The organism is Alitabrizicola rongguiensis (genome assembly GCF_021491355.1).
Lineage (GTDB): Bacteria > Pseudomonadota > Alphaproteobacteria > Rhodobacterales > Rhodobacteraceae > Aliitabrizicola > Aliitabrizicola rongguiensis.
Genome location: NZ_JAKENF010000001.1, coordinates 757,630 through 777,368, shown reverse-complemented (window position 1 = coordinate 777,368; position 19,739 = coordinate 757,630). Strand labels below are relative to the sequence as shown.

Here is a 19,739-nt window from a genome sequence, read left to right as displayed (position 1 = left end):
CCGGGCGCGTCCTGGAATGCCGATGGAGATCGCATTCCGGGCGTTTGAGTTGGAATTGATGTATGCTGGCAGAGGAGGGATGAGGATGCCGGAACGTGGTGGATTTTCGAAGGCTCAGGACGTTCGGATGAGCCAGTTGCTGGCGGGTTCGCCGAAGAACTGGGGTCGTTGGGGCCCGGATGACGAGGTTGGGTCTCTGAACTTTCTGACGCAGGCGGAGGTTCTGCGCGGGGTTCGAGCGGTGAGGCAGGGGAAGGTTGTGACCTGCGGCGAACTGATCGGCAACCCGAAGGGCGACCCGATGTTTCCCGGGCGCAAGCCGACGGTCCGCGAGATGGTGCAGGACAAGAACGACTACGTGACGGGCAAGGCCACGCCGCTGCCGGGCGGGGTCGAATATGCCGACGACAAGATCACCATGTTCCTGCAGGGCTCGACGCAGATCGATGCTCTTGGCCATGTCTGGTACGACGACCATGTGTGGAACGGCTATCCTGCGGCGGAGGCGACGGCGGGGGGCATGAAGAAGACCTCGATCCTGCCGATTGCCGAGCGCGGGATCGTGGGGCGCGGGGTGCTGCTCGACATGGCGGCGCATTTCGGCAAGTTCGCGCTGGAGAAGGGCGACACCTTCGGGCTGGAGGACATGCTGGCCTGTGCCGAGCGCCAGGGGGTGACGATCGAGAAGCACGACATCCTGTGCCTGCGGATCGGGTTCCTGCAGCTTCTCTATGTCCAGGGTCCCGAGGTGTTCTACAAGGACTTCAACGAGCCTGGGTTGACCTATTCGACCGAGGTGGTGGACTGGTTCCACGAGATGGAGATCCCGTGCCTGGCGACGGACACGATCTCGAACGAGATCGACATCGATCCCGAGCTTGGGGTGCAGATCCCGCTGCACTGCGCGCTGATGCGCAACCTCGGGATCATCTTCAACGAGATCTGCAACTTCGAGGCCCTGGCCAAGGATTGCCACGAGGACGGGCAATGGGACTTCCTGTTCACCGCCGCGCCCTTGAAGGTGCGCGAGGCGACGGGGGCGCCGTTGAACGTGATGGTGGTGAAGTAGGCGGGGAGAGGGCGGCATGTGCCGGTTCTGCGAACAGGCGTCGCTTGGCGAGCAGGAGGCCTACGACCCGCAGCTGGGTCGCGGGGGCTTCCTGCCCGGCGCGAACCTGCCGCCCGACCTGATCCTGTGCGACGGTCCGATCCTGACGATGGACGAGAGCCGGCCCGAGGTGACGGCGATCGCCATCCGGCAGGGGGTGATCCGGGCCGTTGGGCGGACCGAGGAGGTGCTGTCCAGCCGCGGGCGGGGCACGCGGGTGGTTCGGCTCGAGGGGCGGGCGGTTCTGCCCGGCTTTGTCGGGACCGGCCTTCGTCTGCCCGAGGCGCGGGACCGCGCCGCGCTCGACCGCTGGATCGAGGGGCGGGCGCGGGCGGGCTACACCACGGTGGATGTGGCGACGCTCGGCCGCGACTGGGGCGAATACCGCACGCTGTCGGGGCTGATCGACCGGCGCCACCGCCTGCGCCTGCGCGGGGCGGTGGAGGAGGGGCTGCGGCAGGACTGGCGCGAGGGTGCGCTCGATCCCGGCCATGGCAACGACCTCGTGCGGATCGAGGCGCTGCAGATGCGCCCGCCGGCCGACAGCGCGGCGATGGAGCGGGCCGAGGCGCTGCATCGCGACGGCTGGGGCCTGGTGTTCGACTGCGCGGGGGATGGGGGGCTGACCCCGGTGCTGCAGCTGGCGGCGCTGGCCGGGGGCCGCAGGCTGGCCGGGATGCGGGTCCTGTCGCCGCGCGCGCCCGCCCCCGCCGAAGAGGCGGCGCTGCAGGCCGCCGGGCTGTCGGTGGTGACGCCGCCCGAGGCGGACCCGGTCGCGACCCTGACCGGCCCGCGCGACGTCGTCCTGGCCCGGATCGACCGCCTGACCCGCCGGGCCGCGCGCCTTGCCGGCCTCGCCGCCATCGCCGGCCAGATCCGGCCCGGCACCTATGCCGACCTCGCCATCCTCGACCGATCCCCCCTCTGGCCCGGCGCCGAGGCCCCCAAACTCGTCCAGACCTGGATCGAAGGCGTCCCCGTAACTCCAGAGGCCGATCGTGACCAGATATGAACGACGCCGCAAAGTCGAATGGCCAGAGATCACGCACCGATATGAAAAGCGGGATACGATCCTTTACGCTCTCGGCTGCGGGGCAGGGGCTGAGGATCTTGACCTTGTCCACGAGCGCCACTTGATTGCCTTGCCAACGATGGCAAGCGTTCTGGCCTATCCCGGCAACTGGTATGCCGACCCAGATGTGGATCTGGATGCCCGCCTCATCGTGCATGGGTCAGAGCGGATCGAACTGACCGGCGACCTGCCTGTTGAAGGACATGTGACGGCCACACCGCGGATCGTCGCGATCCACGACAAGGGGCCGGGTCGTGGAGCTCTGGTCGTCAGCCAGCGGTCGATCCGCGATGTCACGACAGGGCGACTTCTGGCGACCGTGACCCAACGTGCCTTCTGCCGCGGCGATGGCGGTATCGGAGGAGACGATCCTTTGCCAATTCCCGCCCCTCTGCCGGGTCGCCCTGCAGACACGGTGGTCCGAATGTCCATCTCGCCCAGGGCGGCGGCGATCTACCGGCTCTTGGGGGATGACAACCCGCTGCACATAGATCCGGATTTCGCGCGGTCGGCAGGCTTTCCGAGGCCGATCCTGCATGGGCTTGCCACGCTTGGCCATGTCGCACGCGCAATCCTTCGCGACGCGCCGGGGATGCCGGTTCGCCTGATCGACGCGCGCTTCACCGCGCCGGTTTTCCCGGGGGATGACCTTGAGGTGGAGCTTTGGAGAACCGAGGCCGGACGCGCCTTTCGGGCGCGTGTCGGCGACCGCGTGGTGATCGACAACGGCGAGGCGGAATTCCGCAGCGGCTGAACGGGGCTGGGTCGAACGAACCGATGCAGAAGGAACGCGCCGACGGCGGTGCGGCGGCGAAGCCATGTCCACCGCGACACGAGGAGAAAAGGCAATGACGCAGAAGATGCGGGCAATCCAGAGCGTGGTTCCGGGAGGAACCGAGACGCTGGAGCTTCGCGATGTTGCGATACCCGAGCCCGGGGCGGGCGAGGTGCGTCTGCGCGTCAGGGCGGTCGGGATCAACTTTCCCGACCTGCTGATCATTTCGGATCGCTACCAGTACAAACCCGAGCGCCCCTTTTCGCCTGGTGCGGAGGTCGCCGGTGTGGTCGAAGCCCTTGGTCCGGGTGTGACCGGTTTGAGGCCCGGTCAACGGGTCATGGCCATGCTGGGCTGGGGCGGGCTTGCCGAACAGGTCGTGACCAGGGCGCAGGATTGCTTCGTCATCCCCGATGCGATGCCGATGGATGAAGCTGCGGCCTTCATGATGACCTACGGCACGTCCTATCACGCGCTGACCGATCGGGCGGGGCTGAAGCCAGGCGAGACCCTGCTGGTCCTGGGCGCAGGCGGCGGCGTGGGCTTGGCGGCGGTTGAGCTTGGTCGCGCACTCGGGGCGCAGGTTGTGGCCGCCGCATCGTCTGAGGCCAAACTTGGAACGGCAAAGGCGCTCGGTGCGCATCACGGGCTGGTCTATCCCCGAGGGTCGCTTGACCGGGACGCGCAGCGTGCCTTCGCCAATGCGATCAAGGCGGCCTGCGGCGGCGGGCCGGACATCATCTATGATCCGGTCGGCGGCAGCTACTCCGAGCCTGCGCTGCGATCGATTGCGCGCCATGGCCGCTACCTGATCGTCGGCTTTCCCGCGGGTATCCCTTCGATCCCCATGAACCTGCCGCTGCTCAAGGAATGCGACCTGCGCGGGGTCTTCTGGGGCTCGCATATCGAGAACGAGCCCGAGGCTCATGCCCGCGCCGTGGCGGAGCTTTTGGGCCTGTACGTCAAGGGGCTGATCCGCCCCGTGATCCATCGCCGCTTTCCGCTTGAGCAGGCGGCAGCGGCCATCGACCAGCTGTCGACCCGGGATGTGGTGGGCAAGGTCGTTGTCACTGTTTGAAATCGGGACCGCAGGAGATAGCGGTCAGATAGGGAGGAAACATCATGCGTGAGCTACCCCCGGTGCGCCACGAGGTACTTTATGGAAGCCGCATCGTGCCTTGCTTCGCCGATCGGCCCGAGACGGTCGACGCGATGTTCCGCGAAGCGGTAGGTGCCAATGCAGCGCGGATCGCCGTTGTCGACGGGGACCGGCGCATGACCTATGCCGAGCTGGATCGCCAGGTCGATCGCGCCGCGCAAACCCTGCTTCGGATGGGTTTCGGAAAAGGCGAGCGCATCGCCTTGCTCATGGGTAACGAGCTTGAATTCGTGGTGGCCTTCATGGCTGCCGCGCGGATCGGGATGATCTCGGTCCCGATGAACATCCGGCAGAAGCTGCCGGAGGTAACGTTCGTCCTGAACCAGTGCAAGGCGGCGGCGGTCGTGGTGGATGCCGAACATGCGCCGAATCTGCCGGACAGGGATGATGCCCCTACGGTTCGTGCGACGTTCGTCGTCGGGGATGCCGGTGTGGTTGCGGGCGCTCTGCCTTTCGAGGCCCTGCTGGAAAGCGGATCGCCGATGGATCTTCCGGCCGTCGCGCAGGAGGATACGCTTTGCCTCCTCTACACCTCTGGGACGACGGGCCGCCCCAAGGGCGCGATGCTGACCAATGTCTCAACCATCCATTCGCTGATCCATTATGCATGGGCCTTCGAGCTTCAGGAAGGAGATGTCGCCTTCCTTTCGGTGCCTGCCAGCCATGTGACCGGGATCGTCGCCATCATCCTGAGTGCGTTCTATGTCGGCGGCACCACGGTCATCGTCCGCGCGTTCAAGGCCCGCAGCTTTCTGGAGCTGGCGGCGCGCGAGCGCATCAACTACTCGCTGATGGTGCCAGCGATGTACAACCTCTGTCTGCTCGATCCCGAGTTCAGTACATTCGATCTTTCGACCTGGCGGGTCGGAGGCTTTGGCGGCGCGCCGATGCCACAGGCGACAATCGACAAGCTGGCAGTCGAACTGCCCCAGATGTCGCTGCACAATGTCTACGGCTCGACCGAGACGTCTTCGCCGGTGACGATCCTGCCCAAAGGCGCGATCCAGGGGCATATCGATACCGTCGGTCGCGTTCTGCCGCTTGCCGACATTATCGTGGTCGATGAAGCCGGTCGTGAAGTGGCACCGGGCGAAAGCGGCGAGTTGCTGATCGGCGGTCCGATGGTCGTGCCGGGCTATTGGGACAATCCCGAAGGCGATGCCAAGGGCTTTGTCATGGGCTACTGGGTTTCAGGCGACATCGGTTCAAAAGACGAGGAGGGCTATATCCGCGTCTTCGACCGCAAGAAGGACATGATTAATCGTGGCGGCTTCAAGGTTTACTGCATCGAGGTCGAGAATACCGTCATGCATCATCCGTCGGTCGTTGAAGTCGCCGTTGTCGGCCGACCCGATCCGGTGCTGGGCGAAAAGGTTCATGCCTTCATCTGGAACGACGGCAAGCCCCTGACCGAGGCAGAGATCAGAGACTTCTGTTCTGAACGACTGTCGGACTATAAGGTGCCGGATATCGTAACAATCCTGTCGGTTCCGCTTGCCCGGAACGCCAACGGGAAAGTACTCAAGAACGTCCTGCGCGAGCTTTCGATATCCTGACGCGTGGGAGTTGGCTTCGGGACCGGTTGTGAAAGTGGCTTGGAATGATTGAAGATCTCGGACGGCTTTCTGCACCTCCGGCCTATCAGCTGGTCTCGCAGGAGCTGCGCAAGCTCATCCTGTCGGGCGGGCTGAAGCCCGGCGATCCCTTTCCATCGGAGATCGCATTAGCCGAACGGCTGGGCGTCAACCGCTCGACAGTCCGTGAGGGCATTCGGCAACTCGAGGCGGATGGGCTGGTCAGCCGTGAAGGGCGAAAGCGCCTGTACGTCTCTGTTCCCGAGGCGGCGCAGATTGCGCCGCGCACCACCGACGCGCTGATCCTCTCTGCCGTAACCTTCGGAGAGTTGTGGGAGGTGAGCCGCGTGTTGGAGCCGCTCTCCGCACGCCTTGCGGCAGCCAAACGGTCCGAGGAACAGGTCGCAGCCTTGCGCGCGAACCTCGAGGAAATGCGGCCCGAGGTAGAGCTCGGCAAGCTCACCGGCGAAACCGACCTTGCCTTCCATGCCCTCGTAGCGGCGGCCGCTGGCAATTCAGCCCTGCTGATGGCGCGGGAACCGGTGGGACAGCTTCTTTATCCGGCTTTCGAGCAGTTCGAGGCGCAACTTCCTCAGGCAGGCAAGCGCCAGCTGAAGGCGCATAGCGAGATCGTCTCGGGCATCGAGCGCGGCGACGGCGCACATGCCGAGATGTGGATGGCGCGGCATATCGACGATTTGAAACGCGGCTGGGAACTGGCGAAGCTCCCGATGGATCGCCGGATCAGTCCGATCCCGCGCGGCTGAAGTCGGGCCAGCCGCCGATGAACTCGGCGGCTGCGGCATTGCTACGGAATGTCGGGCTGCGCTTTTCGCGGAACGCGCGAGCGCCTTCTGCCGGATCGGGTCCGGCAAGCGTCGCAACCATCGCTCGGGATTCCAGCTGATGGGCGAGAAACGGATGTGGTGCGCCGGCCATCTGCCAAAGAAGCTGGCGGTTTACGGCCAGAGACAAGGGCGAGCAGTTCGACGCAAGATCGGAAGCGAGCAAACGGGCTTCCTTCAGAAGGGCCTCCGCAGGGGCGATCCGCGTCAACAGACCGGAAGCCTGGGCCTCAGCTGCATCGAACATCCGTCCGGTCAGCAGCCAATCCGCTGCTTTGGTCGGCCCTACTATGCGCGGAAGAAACCAGCTTGAACACCCATCGGCGGCAATGCCCCTGCGCGAGAAGACAAATCCGAACCGGGCCTCCGGAACTGCGAGCCTGAAATCGCAGGGAAGGGTAAGGGTCGCGCCAAATCCGATTGCCGCGCCGTTGATCGCGGCAATCACCGGCTTGCGAAACGAGAAGAGCCGTAGCGCAACTCGCCCGCCAAGGTCGGGCGGCACACCGGCGCCCGTCGCAGGATCGCCGCCCGCCGGTAGATCGAAGCCGTCCGACAGATCGGTGCCAGCGCAGAAGGCCCGGCCGGCCCCGGTCAGGATCAGCACGCGTACGTCCGCATCAGCCTCGACCTTTTCCAGCAAGGACAGAAGCAGGTCGTAGTCGCCCGCGCGCATGGCATTGAACTTCTCCGGTCGATCGAGCGTCAGCTCCGCGACCCAGTCTTGCGGCCGGTCCAGCCGAAGACTCACAGTGCGATCCTTGCCTTTGCGGCCTTCAGCTCTTCCCGTGCGATGCCGCGCAGATGCACCTCATCCGGGCCATCGATGTACCGCAGCGCGCGGCCCCAGGTGTAAAGATATGCAAGCGGTGTATCCGGGGTCAGACCGGCGGCACCAAAGACCTGCATCGCGCGGTCGACGACCCGCGTCTGCAGCCGCGCGGCGACGACCTTGATCGCTGACACATCGGTCCGTGCGGCCTTGTTGCCGAATTTATCCATCGTCCAGGCGGCCTTGAGGTTCAGCAGTCGCGCCTGGTCAATCTCGATCCGGCTTTCCGCAATCCAGTCCTGGATATTGGCATTGTCGGCCAGCGGCTTTCCGAAGGTCGAGCGACCGAGGGCGCGCCTGCACATCAGGTCCAAAGCCAGCTCGCATTGTCCGATAGTGCGCATGCAGTGGTGGATCCGTCCCGGCCCAAGCCGGGCCTGGGCAATGGCGAAACCGGCATTCTCCTCGCCCAGGAGATTCGACACGGGCACACGAACATCTGCAAATTCAACTTCCGAATGCCCCTCTGGGGCGTGGTGGTGCAGGATCGGAACGTCGCGCACCACGCGGAAGCCAGTCGTTCCTTTCGGCACGATCACAAAGGAATGGCGGGTGTGCTTTGGTGCCGCCGGATCGTCGTTCGTGATGCCCATGACAAGGCAGAAGCCCCATTTCGGGTGAAGCGCGCCCGTATTGAACCACTTGCGTCCGTTGATGACGTAGCTGTCGCCTTCCCGGCGTATCGTGCATTGCAGGTTGGTCGGATCGGACGAGGCGACGTCCGGTTCCGTGATCCCGACGGAGGAACGCATCGTTCCGTTCATCAGCGGCAGCAGGAACCTCTCCTTCTGTTCGGGTGTTCCGAACATGTGAAGGATTTCCATGTTGCCGGTATCGGGCGCGGAGCAGTTGAAGACCTCTGACGCCCAGGGCAGCTTGCCCATCACCTCTGCAAGGGGCGCGTATTCAAGGTTGGTCAGTCGCGTTCCAGGCTCATCTTCCTTGAGGCCGGGCAGAAACAGGTTCCACAGCCCTTCGGATCTCGCCTTCTCCTTCAACCCGTCGATCAGTGCCTCTGGATAGCGGCCCTCATGGGCAATCTGGTGATATTCTGCATCGGCCGGATAGACGCCGTCCTGCATGAAGCGGGTCAGCCGTTCGCGCAGCGCAAGAACCTTCTCCGGATAGGCAAAATCCATGTCGATCCCCTCTCAGAACTTCTGTCGCGCGACGTCGAGACCCCGTTCGGCGAAGACGGGTGCCAGCCTGCCGACATCGGCAGCATTTGCGGCAGCTGCATTGCCTTCGGCAGCCCGTGCGGCGATCCCCTGGAAGATCACGGCATTGCGAAACAGCGCGAAGGCGATATCGAAGGAGGTCAGCCGCGGAACCGTGCCGATCGCATCAAAATAGGTCTGCGCGAAGGCCGTCTCATCGAGCAGGCCAAGCGCGTTCAGGTCCAGCCCCATGACGCCACCATATTCCTCGGGCTTCATGTACCAGGAATAGACAAGGGAATGGGCCAGGTCGGCCATCGGATGGCCAAGGGTCGACAGTTCCCAGTCCAGGACCGCAACCACGCGCGGTTCTGTCGGGTGGAAGATGACATTGCCGACCCGGAAATCACCATGGACCAGCCGGGCGGGCTCATCAGCAGGCAGATTATCGTGCAGCCAGGTGCAGAGAGCGTCGATGGCAGGGATCTCGATGGTGCGAGAGAGTTGCAGTTGCTTGGTCCAGCGGGCGAGCTGGCGTGCATAGAAGCCGCTTGCCTTGCCGAAATCGCTCAGCCCCGCCGTGCGGGTGTCGGTCCGGTGGATCGCGGCCAGGACGCGCGCGAGCGACCGCTGCATTTCGGCCCGATCTGCCCTGGGTGCACCGCTGAGCGCGCTGTCGTGGAAGATTCTGCCATGCACGCGATCCATGACGTAGAACGACGTGCCGATAAGGTCGGCCTCTGGATGGTAAAGGAGCATCCGGGGAACCGGCACGTCAGATGACTGAAGCGCACTTTGAACCCGGAATTCCCGGTCTATGGCATGTGCGGAAGGCAGCAGTGGCCCCGAAGGGCGCTTTCGCAAGACCAGTTCGCGGTCGCCGAATGTCACGAAGAATGTCGGGTTCGATTGCCCGCCGTTCACCGCCGTCACCGTGGCCTCGCCCCGGATGTCTGGCAGCGACTTTCGCAGGAAGTCTGACAGCGCCGGCACCTTGAATGGCAGGGCTGCCCCGGACCCGAACTGCGTGGTCACCGCTGTGGCGTCCGGCATTCTGCTCCTCCCAAGAGCATATTGTGACTGAATGTCCTGTTGTCCGACAATCTTACACATCTACTATGCTGTCAACGGGCGCCAGTGACGATAGTCCTGTCAGTTCCGCAGCGGTCTGCCCGTAGCCAGCATGTGATCGATCCGGGCGCGGGTGCTGGGGCGCTTTGCAAGCTCCAGCAGTGCCGCCCGCTCGAGCGCCATTATCGCTTCTTCGGTCTCTGGCCGCAGCGGATCACCCGACGGTCCCCCCGTCAGCACCTCGGCCAACGTTTCAGCCATGGCCAGATCCGTCTCGGTAAGGCCACCAGCTGCGGTGCGGGCCTGCATCTCGACCATCAGCCCGCTTTTGCCGGATGGACCGGCAACCTGGATCAGGGCTGGCTCAGGGGGCTTGTAGCCTTCGGCCAGTGTCAGCGCGTGGTGCCGGGCCTCAGGCAGCAATCCGGCGCGGTTCATCACGACCTGTGCATCTGGGCGAAGATATCCCTTGCCCTTCGCATCTGCCGCTGACGTGCTGAACTCGCCGGCGAAGATTGTCTGGAAGACGGGTCGTGCCGCCGCTACCGGACCTTTTGCCGCGGCTGCCTGGTGGCTTCGAAGCAATAGTTGGGTGCAGCCGCCCCAAGCCGGGACAAGCCCCACCTTTACCTCGGGCAAGGCCATGTTGAGTTCGGCATGGGCAACGACAGCATCCGCATGCAGCGTGAACTCGCATCCTCCCCCGAGCGCAAATCCGTGAGCGGCAGCCACTACGGGGAAGGGCGCCCGCTTCATCGCCAGGAACAGGTGCTGCCCCCGCTCAATGTATCGGTCGACATCCGCAAGCCTGCCTTGTGCGATCATCACGGAAATGAAGGCCAGGTCGGCCCCGACTGAGAAAGCCCGGGGATGGTCGTTTCCAAGGACCAGCGCACGGATGCGCCCCGTGCCTTGCGCGAGGACAGTCTCGAGAAGGTCGAACACCACAGGATCGAAGCTGTTCATCTTCGATCCCGCCTCAAAGCAGCCTACCCCTTCGCCCAGATCCCAGACCTTGGCGAGGGCGTTGCTCCAAAGCGGCGGGCACGCAAGCCGCGCGCGGTCGAGCAGGCTCGGATTGGTGGTTCGGCTAAGGGCGTAATCAGGCGCGGAGGTGGACAGCCACTGTCCCACTGGCTTGCGAAAGCCACCAAGACCCTGCGCCCTGCTCAGGAGCGGAGGGACGGCACGGCCCTCAGCCGCGACCCAGCCAGCGATCCGGTCTGCTCCGACACGATCCGCCAAGGCGAACGGACCGTCCTTCCAGCCATAGCCAAGCTGCATTGCCAGGTCGATTGCGCCGGTGTCTTCCGCAATGTCTGGCGCATGTTCGGCCGCATAGGCGATCACATTCGACAAGAGGCTTCGGGCATATCCGCCAATTGGTCCGCCATCCGAAATCAGCGCGTCAAGGTCGCGGCCCTTGCCCGGCAGGTCGGGTGCTTGGGCCGGGCGATACTCGCCGGTGACGAGGTCGGCCGTTTCAAAGCCGCCATCCGGCAGGCGGCGGCTGAAGCCAGCCCTGGACTTGCGCCCATGGCGTCCCTCGGCGACGAGACGCGCGATCAGGGGATCCGTCGTAAGGTCGAAGCGGTTCAGGTCGTCCGACTTCGGCAGGGAGTGTTTGAGGCTTCCCCAGACCGGCGGGACAAGGTCGAGACCGACCAGGTCCAGGCAGCCGAACACCCCGCTTTTGGGAACGCCGAGGGCGGTGTTGACCGCGTCCGCCTCTTCAACCGTAAGCCCAAGACGCTTTGCCTCGAGGCTGCCCATCGCCAGCCAGTAGCAGCCGATCCGGTTGGCGATAAAGCCGGGCGTGTCAAAGCAATCGATCACTGTCTTGCCGAGAATCGTCTCCAGCCCGCGGCGGACACGAGCGACAGTTTCCGGATTGGTCCTGGGGCCTGCCACAAGCTCGACGAGCGGCATCGTGCGGGGAGGGTTGAAGAAATGCGTGATGACAAAATCACGGACATAGTCTTCGCCCATACCGGCCGTCAGATCTGCAAGCCGAAGCGTCGAGGTGTTGGAACTGATCGGTGTGCCTGGGCGGCAGTGCTGTTCTATCCGCTTGAACAGATCGCGTTTGGCATCCAGGTTCTCGATCACGACTTCGACGATCCAGTCCGCCTCCGCCGCCCTGGACAGGTCGCTGTCGACAGTGCCGGCAAGGATCAGGCGCGCGGCCTCGGGCGCCATGAAGCCGCCGGCCTTGAGCTGGCGGGCAATCCCGCCCTCGGCGATCGAGTTGGGAGGACTCCCGGCGACATCGAGCAGATCAACCTGCACCCCGGCATTGGCGAACTGTGCAGCGATGCCTGATCCCATGGACCCGGCACCTATGACCATGACCCGCCGAATTCCGGTTTCGGCCACGCCCGCTGCCATCACCGCCGTCGAGACTTTCGATGGAGCGGTCATCATGCCGCCTCCAGCACCATGGCGATGCCCATGCCGCCGCCGATGCATTGGGTCGCGAGCGCGTATCGCTTGCCTTCGCGTTTCAAGAGCGTTGCCGCCTTGCCGACAAGACGACCGCCTGTCGCTCCGAGCGGATGGCCAAGCGCGATGGCGCCCCCGTCGATATTCAGCCTCGCCGGGTCGATGTCGAGTTGCCGGCGGCAGGCCTCGGCCTGCGAGGCGAAAGCCTCGTTCATCTCGACGATGTCGATATCGTCGATCTTCAGCCCGGCGCGCTTGACGGCCTTCCGGCTGCTTTCGATCGGCCCCAGCCCCATGACGCCCGGCTCACAACCCGAAACGGCAAATCCGGCAACCCGAGCCAGTGGGACGAGTCCGCGGCTTTCTACGAACGCTGGCGTGCAGACGAGCAGCGCCGTGGCCCCGTCGGTCATGGGCGACGAGGAGCCCGCCGTGACGGTGCCATCCTTCAGGAAAACCGTCTTCAAGGTCCCCAGATCCGCCAGAGTTGTGTCACGAATGCAGCCATCCTCGGCAACGGTGCCGCCGTTGACCTCGATCGGCGCGACCTCGGCTGACAGGCGTCCGTCTGCTCGGGCCGCGAACGCCTTGCTGTGGCTCTTGAAGGCGAAGGCATCCTGTTCGTCGCGCGAAATGCCATGTTCTCGCGCAACCCGCTCTGCCGTCAGGCCGACATTGATGAAGTCGCTGACCTCATCCGCGCTCCATGTCGGTGGTGGCAGGATGTTGTAGCCCATCATCGGCACCCGGCTCATGCTTTCCGTGCCGCCTGCGATATAGGCAACGCCCGCGCCCATCAGAATCATGCCGCACGCCGCCTGAACCGCCTGAATGGAGGAGCCGCACCAGCGGTTCACCGTCATGCCGGCCGTGGAAACTGGCAGACCTGCCCGCAAGCCGACCACACGGCCGATGTTCAGACCCTGTTCGCCTTCCGGAAAGGCGCAGCCCCAGACGACATCCTCGATCTCGCTGCCGTCTACACCGGTGCGGCTGAGCAGGGCGCGAATGACATGGGCCCCCAAATCGTCAGGCCGGACGGAGGCGAGGGCGCCCTTGCGCGCGAAGGTGAAGGGGCTGCGGACATAGGCGGCGATTACGGCGTCGCGGATCATGGAGCCTCCGTGGCGGGGTTCATGGTTTGGCATTGCGGGCAAAGAACCCGGCAATCGCATCTGCGAATTCAGGTTGGGCTGCGGCAGCCCGGAACGCGGCGCGTTCGGCGTCCAGTTGATCCGGGAGTCTGGTTTGCAGCGACTGGCGCAGCAGATCCCGGATTCCCCTGGCCGACGCGGGCGACTGACGCGCGAGGCGGTTCGCGATTGCCGCTGTCTCGGCGGCCAGATCTGGTTCGGGCACCACCCGGTTTACAAGACCAAGAAGCAGCGCTTCGTCGGCGCCGATGGTGTCGGACAGTAATGCGATCTCCAGGGCCTTGCGGGCGCCCACCAGCCTGGCCAGCGCCCAGGAGCCGCCGCAGTCCGGTACAGCCTGGATGCGGGCATAGGCCATGTTCATCCGGATCGTGTCCGCGGCAATGGCGAGGTCTGCCAGCATCGCAAAGCTCAGCCCTGCACCTGCTACCGCACCGTGCAGGCTTGCCACGACGATCTGCGGCATCTCGCGCAGGATCATCACCGCCCGATGCAATGGCCCGATCAGGACGTCTGCGGCCTCCGGAAAGCTGGAGGCACCGCGGAAGACCGACAGATCACCGCCTCCGGTGAAGCCTTTGCCGGCGCCAGAAAGGACAACTACGCGGATCGACGGGTCGGCCGACAGGCTGCGCAGATGGTGCTCAAGAAGCTCGGCCAGCTCCTGATTGATCGCGTTCAGGGCCTCGGGCCGGTTGAAGCGCAGGTTTGCCACGGCGCCGTCGCGGTGAAGCAGGATCGGTGCTGGTATCATGGATGTTCCGACAAGCTGGTTTTCTGCCATCTGCCTTGGCCCCCGGCCTGATGCGACCTGGGGAGCGCCCGGCATTCGGCCCTTCGTCCGATAACCGTTATGTCGCACCACTTGGATCGTTGTCAAACGGATTGTCCGACAGTCCGATTGACAATCATGTCTCCCGTTGGGAGGATTGGCCGGACGGAGGATCAGATGCAGGTTGCAGGTGAAATTGTCGTGGTCACGGGCGCGGCCAGCGGGATCGGGGCCGCCCTGGCCCGCGAGGCCGCAAGACGCGGGGCCGGCAAGGTCATCGTCGCAGACAGGAACGCCGACGGTGCCATGCGCGTTGCCGATGAGATCGGCGGGATCGCCATGCCCGGCGATGTGCGCGACCCCGGTTACCTTGCCGAGCTTGTCGGCGGAACCGAGCAGCACGTGGGGCCGATCGGTCTACTCTGCTGCAATGCGGGGATCGCGAGCGGGTTCGAACTGCAGGGCAGCATTGCGTCCCCGAGCGACGGCATCTGGGCGGCTGCGTGGGAAATCAACGTCCTTGCGCATGTGCGCCTTGCGCGTCTCGCGCTGCCCCACATGTTGGCACGGGGACAGGGACATTTTCTGCAGACGCTTTCCGCCGCAGGCTTGCTGACCCAGTCGGGAAGCGCAGTCTATTCGACAACGAAACACGCGGCGCTCGGCTTTGCCGAAAGTCTTGCGATATCGCATGGAGCCGCGGGAATAGGCGTAACCGTGCTTTGCCCACAGGGCGTGGCGACGCCACTGCTGGAGACGATTCCGGAAGGTCCCGTGCAATCGGATGGCGTTCTGACGGCTGAGGAAGTTGCCATCGCGGGCCTTGATGGCGTGACGGCGAACCAGTTCATGGTCACACCCCATGCCCAGGTTCGCCGATACTTCAGGCGCAAGGCCGAAGACTACGAGGGTTGGGTGCGCGCAATGCGGCGCTTTGTTTGAAGGAAAATTCAGTGGATCTGTCCGGAAAACGTGTCCTTATCACCGGCGGCGGCAGCGGAGTCGGCGCCGATCTCGCCCGAGGCTTTTCCGCGGCTGGGGCCCATGTCGTGATCGCGGGCCGCCGAGCCGATGCGCTTGAGCGCGTGGCGCGGCGCATTGGTGGAATTCAGATGCAGTTGTGCGACGTCACAGACGAAGGGTCAGTCGCGCGTCTGTTCGATGCGGCGGGAAAGTGCGACATCGTTCTGGCAAATGCAGGTGCCGCCGACAGCGCCCCTTTTGCGCGGATGACGTTGGAGCACTGGAATGCCATGCTTGCCGTTAACCTGACCGGAACATTCCTGACGTTCCGCGAGGGGGTGCGGCGCATGGAGGAGCCCGGGCGGCTGATCGCCATATCATCGATCGCCGGTCTGCGCGGCTACTCCTACATCGGGGCCTACGCGGCGGCCAAACATGGAGTGATCGGCCTTGTGCGTTCCCTCGCCGAAGAGTTCGCGACGCGCGGGGTTACCTTGAATGCGATCTGTCCAGGCTATCTCGACACCGAAATGACGGATCGGACCATCGACAACATCGTCGCCAAGACTGGCCGGCAGCCGCATGAGGCCCGCGCTTCTCTCGAGGCACTGAGCCCGCAGCGTCGTCTTTTCCAGCCAGTGGAAGTGACAGCTACCGCGCTATGGCTGTGTTCGCGCGCCGCGCGTGGCGTGAATGGTCAAGCCATCGCCATCGCCGGAGGCACGCCCTAGCGCATCCGGCCTTGGCGGCGCCCCCCTAGACAGGGCTGGGCGCCATCGTCCTGCTCTGCCGTTCCTAGGTCGGTCTGCGGTCTGGCCTTCGTCCCGGCGAAAGCTGCAATGCCCTTTCGGCGATGGAAGCGGCATCGATTCCAAAGTGGCGATAGAGATCGCCGATCGTGCCGGTCTGGCCAAAATGCTCGACGCCAAGCGGGATCGTCTGATGACCGTGCACGCCCCCGAGCCAGGCAAGGGTCGCCGGGTGACCGTCGATGATGGTTACGATCCGACAATGGCCGGGCAGTCCGGCAAGCAGCGCCTCCACATGAGATTGAGCGTCCGGCCTTCCATGGGCGCGGGCGCGTTGCGCGGCTGTCCAGCCCGCATTCAGGCGATCGGCCGAGGTGACGGCAAGCACCCCCACGTCCCGCCGTGCTTCGGCAATCCGGCCTGCGGCAAGACTCACCTCCGGTGCGATCACGCCCTGGTAGGCCAAAACGATCTCGCAATTCGGACCGGGCGGGCGCAGCCAGTAGCCGCCGTCGATCACCCCGCGGCGGAAGGCATCGTCAGTCCTTCGGCCGACCTGTTCGATAGGGTTTGTTGACAGGCGCAGATAGACCGACCCTCCGGTGCTGTCGCGCAGCCATGTCCGAGGATCTTCCACGCCGTCCCCGTCCCGTTGCAGGTAGTCGAAGGACCAGGACATGATTGCTGCCAGTTCATCGGCGAATGCAGGTTCGAACGCCGCCAGGCCGTCCTGACTCATCCCGATAAGGGGCGAGGCTATCGACTGGTGCGCGCCACCCTCTGGCGCCAGGGTCACGCCGGAGGGGGTGCCGACGATGATGAACCGGGCATCCTGGTAGCAGGCGTAGTTCAGTGCATCGAGGCCACGCGAAACGAACGGGTCGTAGACTGTCCCGATGGGAATCAGCCGGCGCCCGAACAGCGAATGCGCCAGGCCTGCCGCCCCCAGCCAGAGGAACAGGTTCATCTCGGCAATTCCCAGTTCCATATGCTGGCCTTCCGGAGCAAAGTCCCATTTGGCGGTCGACGAGATCTTTTCGGTCTGGAAGACGTCCGCGATTGGCTGGCGCGAGAACAGCTTGCGTCGGTTCACCCAGGGTCCGAGGCTGGTTGTCCCAGTGACATCGGGTGAGGCGGTGACGATCCTGTCGGCCAACTGGCCACCCATGCGGGCAAGGTTGTCGAGGATCTTTCCGAAGGCTGCCTGGGTCGAGATCTCGCGATCGGACTCTATTGCGACCGTTGGCGCAGGGATCGGCTTGTCTGTGTGTCGCCGCGTGCCCTGGGCGAAGAAGGGCACTTGTCTCAGGAAGGACTCAAGCGCGGGTATGTCCTTGACCGCCGCGAACCGGTCCCATTCCTCACCGGCTGGGACGCCCATGTGAGCCTGCCACTCCTCCATCTGCGCCTTGGTCATCAGGCCGCCATGGTTGTCCTTGTGGCCAGCGATCGGGGTGCCCCATCCCTTGACCGTGTAGGCCAGAAAGCAGGTCGGGCGATCGGATGTCGCCGCGGCGAAAGCTTCGGCCATCGAGACGACGCAGTTGCCTCCCAGGTTTTCCATCAGCTCGGCGAGCTGTGCATCGGACCGCCTTTCGAGCAATGCCGTGACTGCACCCTGATCTCCCAGATCTTCCATCAGCCGCTTTCGCCAGACCGCGCCGCCCATAAAGGTTAGTGCCGAATAGTCCTGGTTCGGGCAGGCGTCGATCCACCGCCGCAGAGCTTCACCCCCGGGCTCCGCGAAGGCTTCGCGCTGACGGATGCCATACTTCATCTTGACCACGTCCCAGCCAAACGCATCGAAGACTTTCTCGATCCGCTGCCACAGGCCTTCCCGCACGACGCCGTCCAGGGACTGCCTGTTGTAGTCGATCACCCACCAGACGTTTCGCAGGTCGTGCTTCCAGCCTTCCTGAAGCGCCTCGTAGATGTTGCCCTCGTCCAGTTCGGCATCGCCCATCAGGGCCACCATCCGTCCCGGAGACACTTCCCGCCCCCACGCCTTGGCGCGAATGTAGTCCTGCACGAGGGACGCAAATGAGGTGATCGCAACCCCCAACCCAACGGAGCCGGTCGAGAAGTCGATATCGTCAACGTCCTTGGTTCGCGATGGATAGGATTGCACGCCGCCGAAACCGCGGAAGTTCTCCATCCTGTCGCGATCCAGATTCCCCATGAGATATTGCATGGCATGGAAGATCGGAGATGCGTGCGGCTTGACCGCCACGCGGTCCTCAGGCCTTAGCGCCGAGAAGTAGAGCGCCGTCATAATCGAGACCATCGAGGCGGAAGATGCCTGATGGCCACCAGTCTTGATCTGGTCAGTTTTCGGCCGGATGTGGTTGGCGTTGTGGATCATCCAGTGCGACAGCCAAAGCAACCGCTGTTCGATGATGTTGAGCTGAACCGTCATGACTGCCTCCCTCGCCCGTATGGAGACTTTAGCTTGGCGGGAAGAGCGAAGCTTGCCAAAGTCAGCTTCCGTATGGCTTTAGTTGGTGGAATCCGCTATCATGTGTTGGGATGATGCAGGAAATCACCAAGCTAGATGCGATTGATCGCCGGATTGTCCGCGCGCTGCGCGAAGACGGTCGAATCTCGCTTCTCGATCTGGCGACGGCAGTGGGATTGAGTCCGACGCCGATCGCCCGGCGTGTACGCAAGCTCGAGGAATCGGGCGTCATCACCGGCTATGCGGCCCTGATCGACGAGGCGGCGCTTGGGTTCGGCGTGTCGGTCTTCGTTTCGATCAAGCTGGATCGTCAGGTCGACGATGCCCTTGTTGCCTTCGAAAAGGCGGTGGCCGAATTTCCGGAAGTCGTGGATTGCTGGCTCATGACCGGAAACCGCGACTACCTTCTGCGGGTCGCCACCGAAGGCCTAGCCCAGTTCGAGCAATTCCTTGTTGGCCGGATGAGCAAAGTGCCCGGTATCGCATCAATGGAGAGTTCGATCCCGCTAAGGCGCGTCAAGGGCGGAATTGCACGGACGGAATGAAACCTATGCCAGTCGACGGCCCTGATCAGGCGACGGTCGTCTGCGCTGACTCGTCTGGCTTGCCGTAAAGCTGCGCGATCATGGGCCCGAAGCGGCGTGCGGTGAACCCGATATCGAGCGCGATGTTTGCGCCCGCGCGTTGCGCATTCCCGGCTTCAAGTGCCTGGATCACGCGCGCATGAACCCGCGTTCCATCCAGGAAATGCCGTTCGGCCCCCGGGACGCTGCGATAGGCTGCGCGCAGATAGGGACCCGTCCGCAGCCACAAGCCCTGAATGATCTCAAACAGTTGGGGCATCTCGGCCGCGGCGTAGATGGTGAAGTGGAACGTCTTGTTGGAATCAAGCAGCGCCTCGACGTCCTTGTCATGGACGGCCGCCTTCATCCTTTCGTTCAACTCTGTCAGCCTTGAGATCAGTTCGGGCGTCCGCTTCTGCGCGGCATAGCGGGTTGCCATCGATTCGATCGCCATGCGGATCCGGATAAGCTCTCCAAACAGGGCGAGATCGAACGGGGCGACGGCGATGCTGCGGTTGGCCAGTTGAACGAGCGCCTTTTCCGCGACAAGCCGGCGAAGCGACTCCCGGACGGGCATCGAGCTGGTTCCAAGCGAGGCCGCGACAGTTCGGATCGTCAGGACTTCTCCCGGCACGAAGTCGCCTTGGGAGATTGCTTCGCGCAGTCGGGAATAGACCCGTTCATGCAGGGTGCTCAGATCGACTGGTGAAAGTTTATCCATGGCGCCGGCTCGCATCTCCACTTCCGATCTTGCGGCATACACCGCTCGGAGCGTTCGGGCAAACTAGCGTTCCTCGCGCGAGTTTGGAATAGTTTTATGTGTGATCACGCATCACAGATAAAACTTGACAGGTCGAAGCCCCCTCGCTGTATTGGGCATGCTGTAGGAGGCAGCATGGGAACCGGCGACCAGTCGGCCACCCGGGAGGAAAGCTAGTCAGCGAAGGCGTGTCGGCCCTATCGGGCCGAAGGGTGCGATTTTGCCGTGCTCTGGAAGCTTTCGTCCTTTTCGTTCCGTTGGTCGCGAAAAAGCCGAATGGAGAGAACC

Annotated in this window: 17 protein-coding genes; 9 read left to right on the top strand and 8 right to left on the bottom strand. The window is 64.0% G+C overall.

The genetic code is table 11. The features are described 5' to 3' along the window. The first annotated feature begins 85 nt into the window (after positions 1-85). The 6 genes from L0V05_RS03825 to L0V05_RS03800 all read left to right on the top strand — a co-directional run bounded on the left by L0V05_RS03825 (position 86) and on the right by L0V05_RS03800 (position 6,455). Positions 86-1,069: a cyclase family protein gene (locus tag L0V05_RS03825; protein ID WP_234868630.1), complete on the top strand. Its 984-nt coding sequence runs from the start codon at positions 86-88 to the stop codon at positions 1,067-1,069. Positions 1,070-1,085: 16 nt separating this feature from the next. Next, the gene (locus L0V05_RS03820) at positions 1,086-2,120 is read left to right on the top strand and encodes a hypothetical protein (RefSeq protein ID WP_234868706.1); all 1,035 of its coding nucleotides are present in this window, start codon (positions 1,086-1,088) and stop codon (positions 2,118-2,120) included. Beyond that, positions 2,107-2,934 carry a MaoC/PaaZ C-terminal domain-containing protein gene (locus L0V05_RS03815; RefSeq protein ID WP_234868704.1) on the top strand — a complete coding sequence of 276 codons (828 nt, stop codon included), beginning with the start codon at positions 2,107-2,109 and terminating at the stop codon, positions 2,932-2,934. Before L0V05_RS03820 ends, L0V05_RS03815 begins: the two co-directional genes overlap by 14 nt. Positions 2,935-3,028: 94 nt before the next feature. Further along, the gene (locus L0V05_RS03810) at positions 3,029-4,033 is read left to right on the top strand and encodes an NADPH:quinone oxidoreductase family protein (protein WP_319937715.1); all 1,005 of its coding nucleotides are present in this window, start codon (positions 3,029-3,031) and stop codon (positions 4,031-4,033) included. Between the two features lie 44 nt (positions 4,034-4,077). After that, positions 4,078-5,670 carry a class I adenylate-forming enzyme family protein gene (locus tag L0V05_RS03805; protein ID WP_234868695.1) on the top strand — a complete coding sequence of 531 codons (1,593 nt, stop codon included), beginning with the start codon at positions 4,078-4,080 and terminating at the stop codon, positions 5,668-5,670. A 44-nt stretch (positions 5,671-5,714) separates the two neighbouring features. Then, on the top strand, positions 5,715-6,455 hold the full coding sequence (locus tag L0V05_RS03800) for a FadR/GntR family transcriptional regulator (RefSeq protein WP_234868693.1): 741 nt from the start codon (positions 5,715-5,717) through the stop codon (positions 6,453-6,455). Here L0V05_RS03800 and L0V05_RS03795 read toward each other — a convergent pair. From L0V05_RS03795 to L0V05_RS03770, 6 genes are all read right to left on the bottom strand, one after another. After that, entirely contained in the window at positions 6,433-7,284 is an 852-nt protein-coding gene (locus L0V05_RS03795) for an enoyl-CoA hydratase-related protein (RefSeq protein WP_234868691.1), read from the bottom strand. The two genes, L0V05_RS03800 and L0V05_RS03795, sit on opposite strands and share 23 nt — an antisense overlap. Next, a complete protein-coding gene (locus tag L0V05_RS03790; protein WP_234868689.1) occupies positions 7,281-8,504 on the bottom strand; it encodes an acyl-CoA dehydrogenase family protein in 1,224 nt (407 codons plus the stop codon). The genes L0V05_RS03795 and L0V05_RS03790 overlap by 4 nt, the downstream gene beginning before the upstream one ends. Before the next feature lie 12 nt (positions 8,505-8,516). Then, positions 8,517-9,575: a phosphotransferase family protein gene (locus tag L0V05_RS03785; RefSeq protein WP_234868688.1), complete on the bottom strand. Its 1,059-nt coding sequence runs from the start codon at positions 9,573-9,575 to the stop codon at positions 8,517-8,519. 99 nt (positions 9,576-9,674) lie between these two features. Next, on the bottom strand, positions 9,675-12,014 hold the full coding sequence (locus L0V05_RS03780) for a 3-hydroxyacyl-CoA dehydrogenase/enoyl-CoA hydratase family protein (RefSeq protein WP_234868686.1): 2,340 nt from the start codon (positions 12,012-12,014) through the stop codon (positions 9,675-9,677). Then, a complete protein-coding gene (locus tag L0V05_RS03775) occupies positions 12,014-13,150 on the bottom strand; it encodes a thiolase family protein (protein WP_234868684.1) in 1,137 nt (378 codons plus the stop codon). The genes L0V05_RS03780 and L0V05_RS03775 overlap by 1 nt, the downstream gene beginning before the upstream one ends. Positions 13,151-13,169: 19 nt before the next feature. After that, complete coding sequence (locus L0V05_RS03770) at positions 13,170-13,943, bottom strand: enoyl-CoA hydratase/isomerase family protein (protein WP_234868681.1); 774 nt, start codon at positions 13,941-13,943, stop codon at positions 13,170-13,172. 195 nt (positions 13,944-14,138) lie between these two features. On the opposite strand from L0V05_RS03770, the gene L0V05_RS03765 reads away from it, so the two are divergent. After that, positions 14,139-14,903, top strand: a complete 765-nt coding sequence (locus L0V05_RS03765; RefSeq protein ID WP_234868679.1) for an SDR family oxidoreductase — start codon at positions 14,139-14,141, stop codon at positions 14,901-14,903. Between the two features lie 11 nt (positions 14,904-14,914). Next, positions 14,915-15,655, top strand: coding sequence for an SDR family NAD(P)-dependent oxidoreductase (locus L0V05_RS03760; protein WP_234868676.1), 741 nt, complete (start codon positions 14,915-14,917; stop codon positions 15,653-15,655). 64 nt (positions 15,656-15,719) lie between these two features. On the opposite strand, the gene L0V05_RS03755 is transcribed toward L0V05_RS03760, so the two are convergent. After that, the gene (locus tag L0V05_RS03755) at positions 15,720-18,089 is read right to left on the bottom strand and encodes a thiamine pyrophosphate-binding protein (RefSeq protein ID WP_234868674.1); all 2,370 of its coding nucleotides are present in this window, start codon (positions 18,087-18,089) and stop codon (positions 15,720-15,722) included. Between the two features lie 113 nt (positions 18,090-18,202). Between L0V05_RS03755 and L0V05_RS03750 the strand changes: the two genes are divergently transcribed. Further along, on the top strand, positions 18,203-18,673 hold the full coding sequence (locus L0V05_RS03750) for an Lrp/AsnC family transcriptional regulator (RefSeq protein ID WP_234868648.1): 471 nt from the start codon (positions 18,203-18,205) through the stop codon (positions 18,671-18,673). A gap of 25 nt (positions 18,674-18,698) precedes the next feature. On the opposite strand, the gene L0V05_RS03745 is transcribed toward L0V05_RS03750, so the two are convergent. Continuing rightward, positions 18,699-19,412, bottom strand: coding sequence for a GntR family transcriptional regulator (locus L0V05_RS03745; RefSeq protein WP_234868645.1), 714 nt, complete (start codon positions 19,410-19,412; stop codon positions 18,699-18,701). Positions 19,413-19,739: the final 327 nt, after the last annotated feature.

What these genes read in the sequence shown, in the direction of transcription:
- L0V05_RS03810 (WP_319937715.1), top strand. Translation starts at nt 3,029, where the DNA reads ATGACGCAGAAGATGCGGGCAATCCAGAGCGTGGTTCCGGGAGGAACC.
- L0V05_RS03755 (WP_234868674.1), bottom strand. Translation starts at nt 18,089, where the DNA reads ATGACGGTTCAGCTCAACATCATCGAACAGCGGTTGCTTTGGCTGTCG.
- L0V05_RS03780 (WP_234868686.1), bottom strand. Translation starts at nt 12,014, where the DNA reads ATGACCGCTCCATCGAAAGTCTCGACGGCGGTGATGGCAGCGGGCGTG.
- L0V05_RS03770 (WP_234868681.1), bottom strand. Translation starts at nt 13,943, where the DNA reads ATGATACCAGCACCGATCCTGCTTCACCGCGACGGCGCCGTGGCAAAC.
- L0V05_RS03785 (WP_234868688.1), bottom strand. Translation starts at nt 9,575, where the DNA reads ATGCCGGACGCCACAGCGGTGACCACGCAGTTCGGGTCCGGGGCAGCC.
- L0V05_RS03825 (WP_234868630.1), top strand. Translation starts at nt 86, where the DNA reads ATGCCGGAACGTGGTGGATTTTCGAAGGCTCAGGACGTTCGGATGAGC.
- L0V05_RS03820 (WP_234868706.1), top strand. Translation starts at nt 1,086, where the DNA reads ATGTGCCGGTTCTGCGAACAGGCGTCGCTTGGCGAGCAGGAGGCCTAC.
- L0V05_RS03800 (WP_234868693.1), top strand. Translation starts at nt 5,715, where the DNA reads ATGATTGAAGATCTCGGACGGCTTTCTGCACCTCCGGCCTATCAGCTG.
- L0V05_RS03765 (WP_234868679.1), top strand. Translation starts at nt 14,139, where the DNA reads ATGCAGGTTGCAGGTGAAATTGTCGTGGTCACGGGCGCGGCCAGCGGG.
- L0V05_RS03775 (WP_234868684.1), bottom strand. Translation starts at nt 13,150, where the DNA reads ATGATCCGCGACGCCGTAATCGCCGCCTATGTCCGCAGCCCCTTCACC.
- L0V05_RS03805 (WP_234868695.1), top strand. Translation starts at nt 4,078, where the DNA reads ATGCGTGAGCTACCCCCGGTGCGCCACGAGGTACTTTATGGAAGCCGC.
- L0V05_RS03790 (WP_234868689.1), bottom strand. Translation starts at nt 8,504, where the DNA reads ATGGATTTTGCCTATCCGGAGAAGGTTCTTGCGCTGCGCGAACGGCTG.
- L0V05_RS03745 (WP_234868645.1), bottom strand. Translation starts at nt 19,412, where the DNA reads ATGGATAAACTTTCACCAGTCGATCTGAGCACCCTGCATGAACGGGTC.
- L0V05_RS03750 (WP_234868648.1), top strand. Translation starts at nt 18,203, where the DNA reads ATGCAGGAAATCACCAAGCTAGATGCGATTGATCGCCGGATTGTCCGC.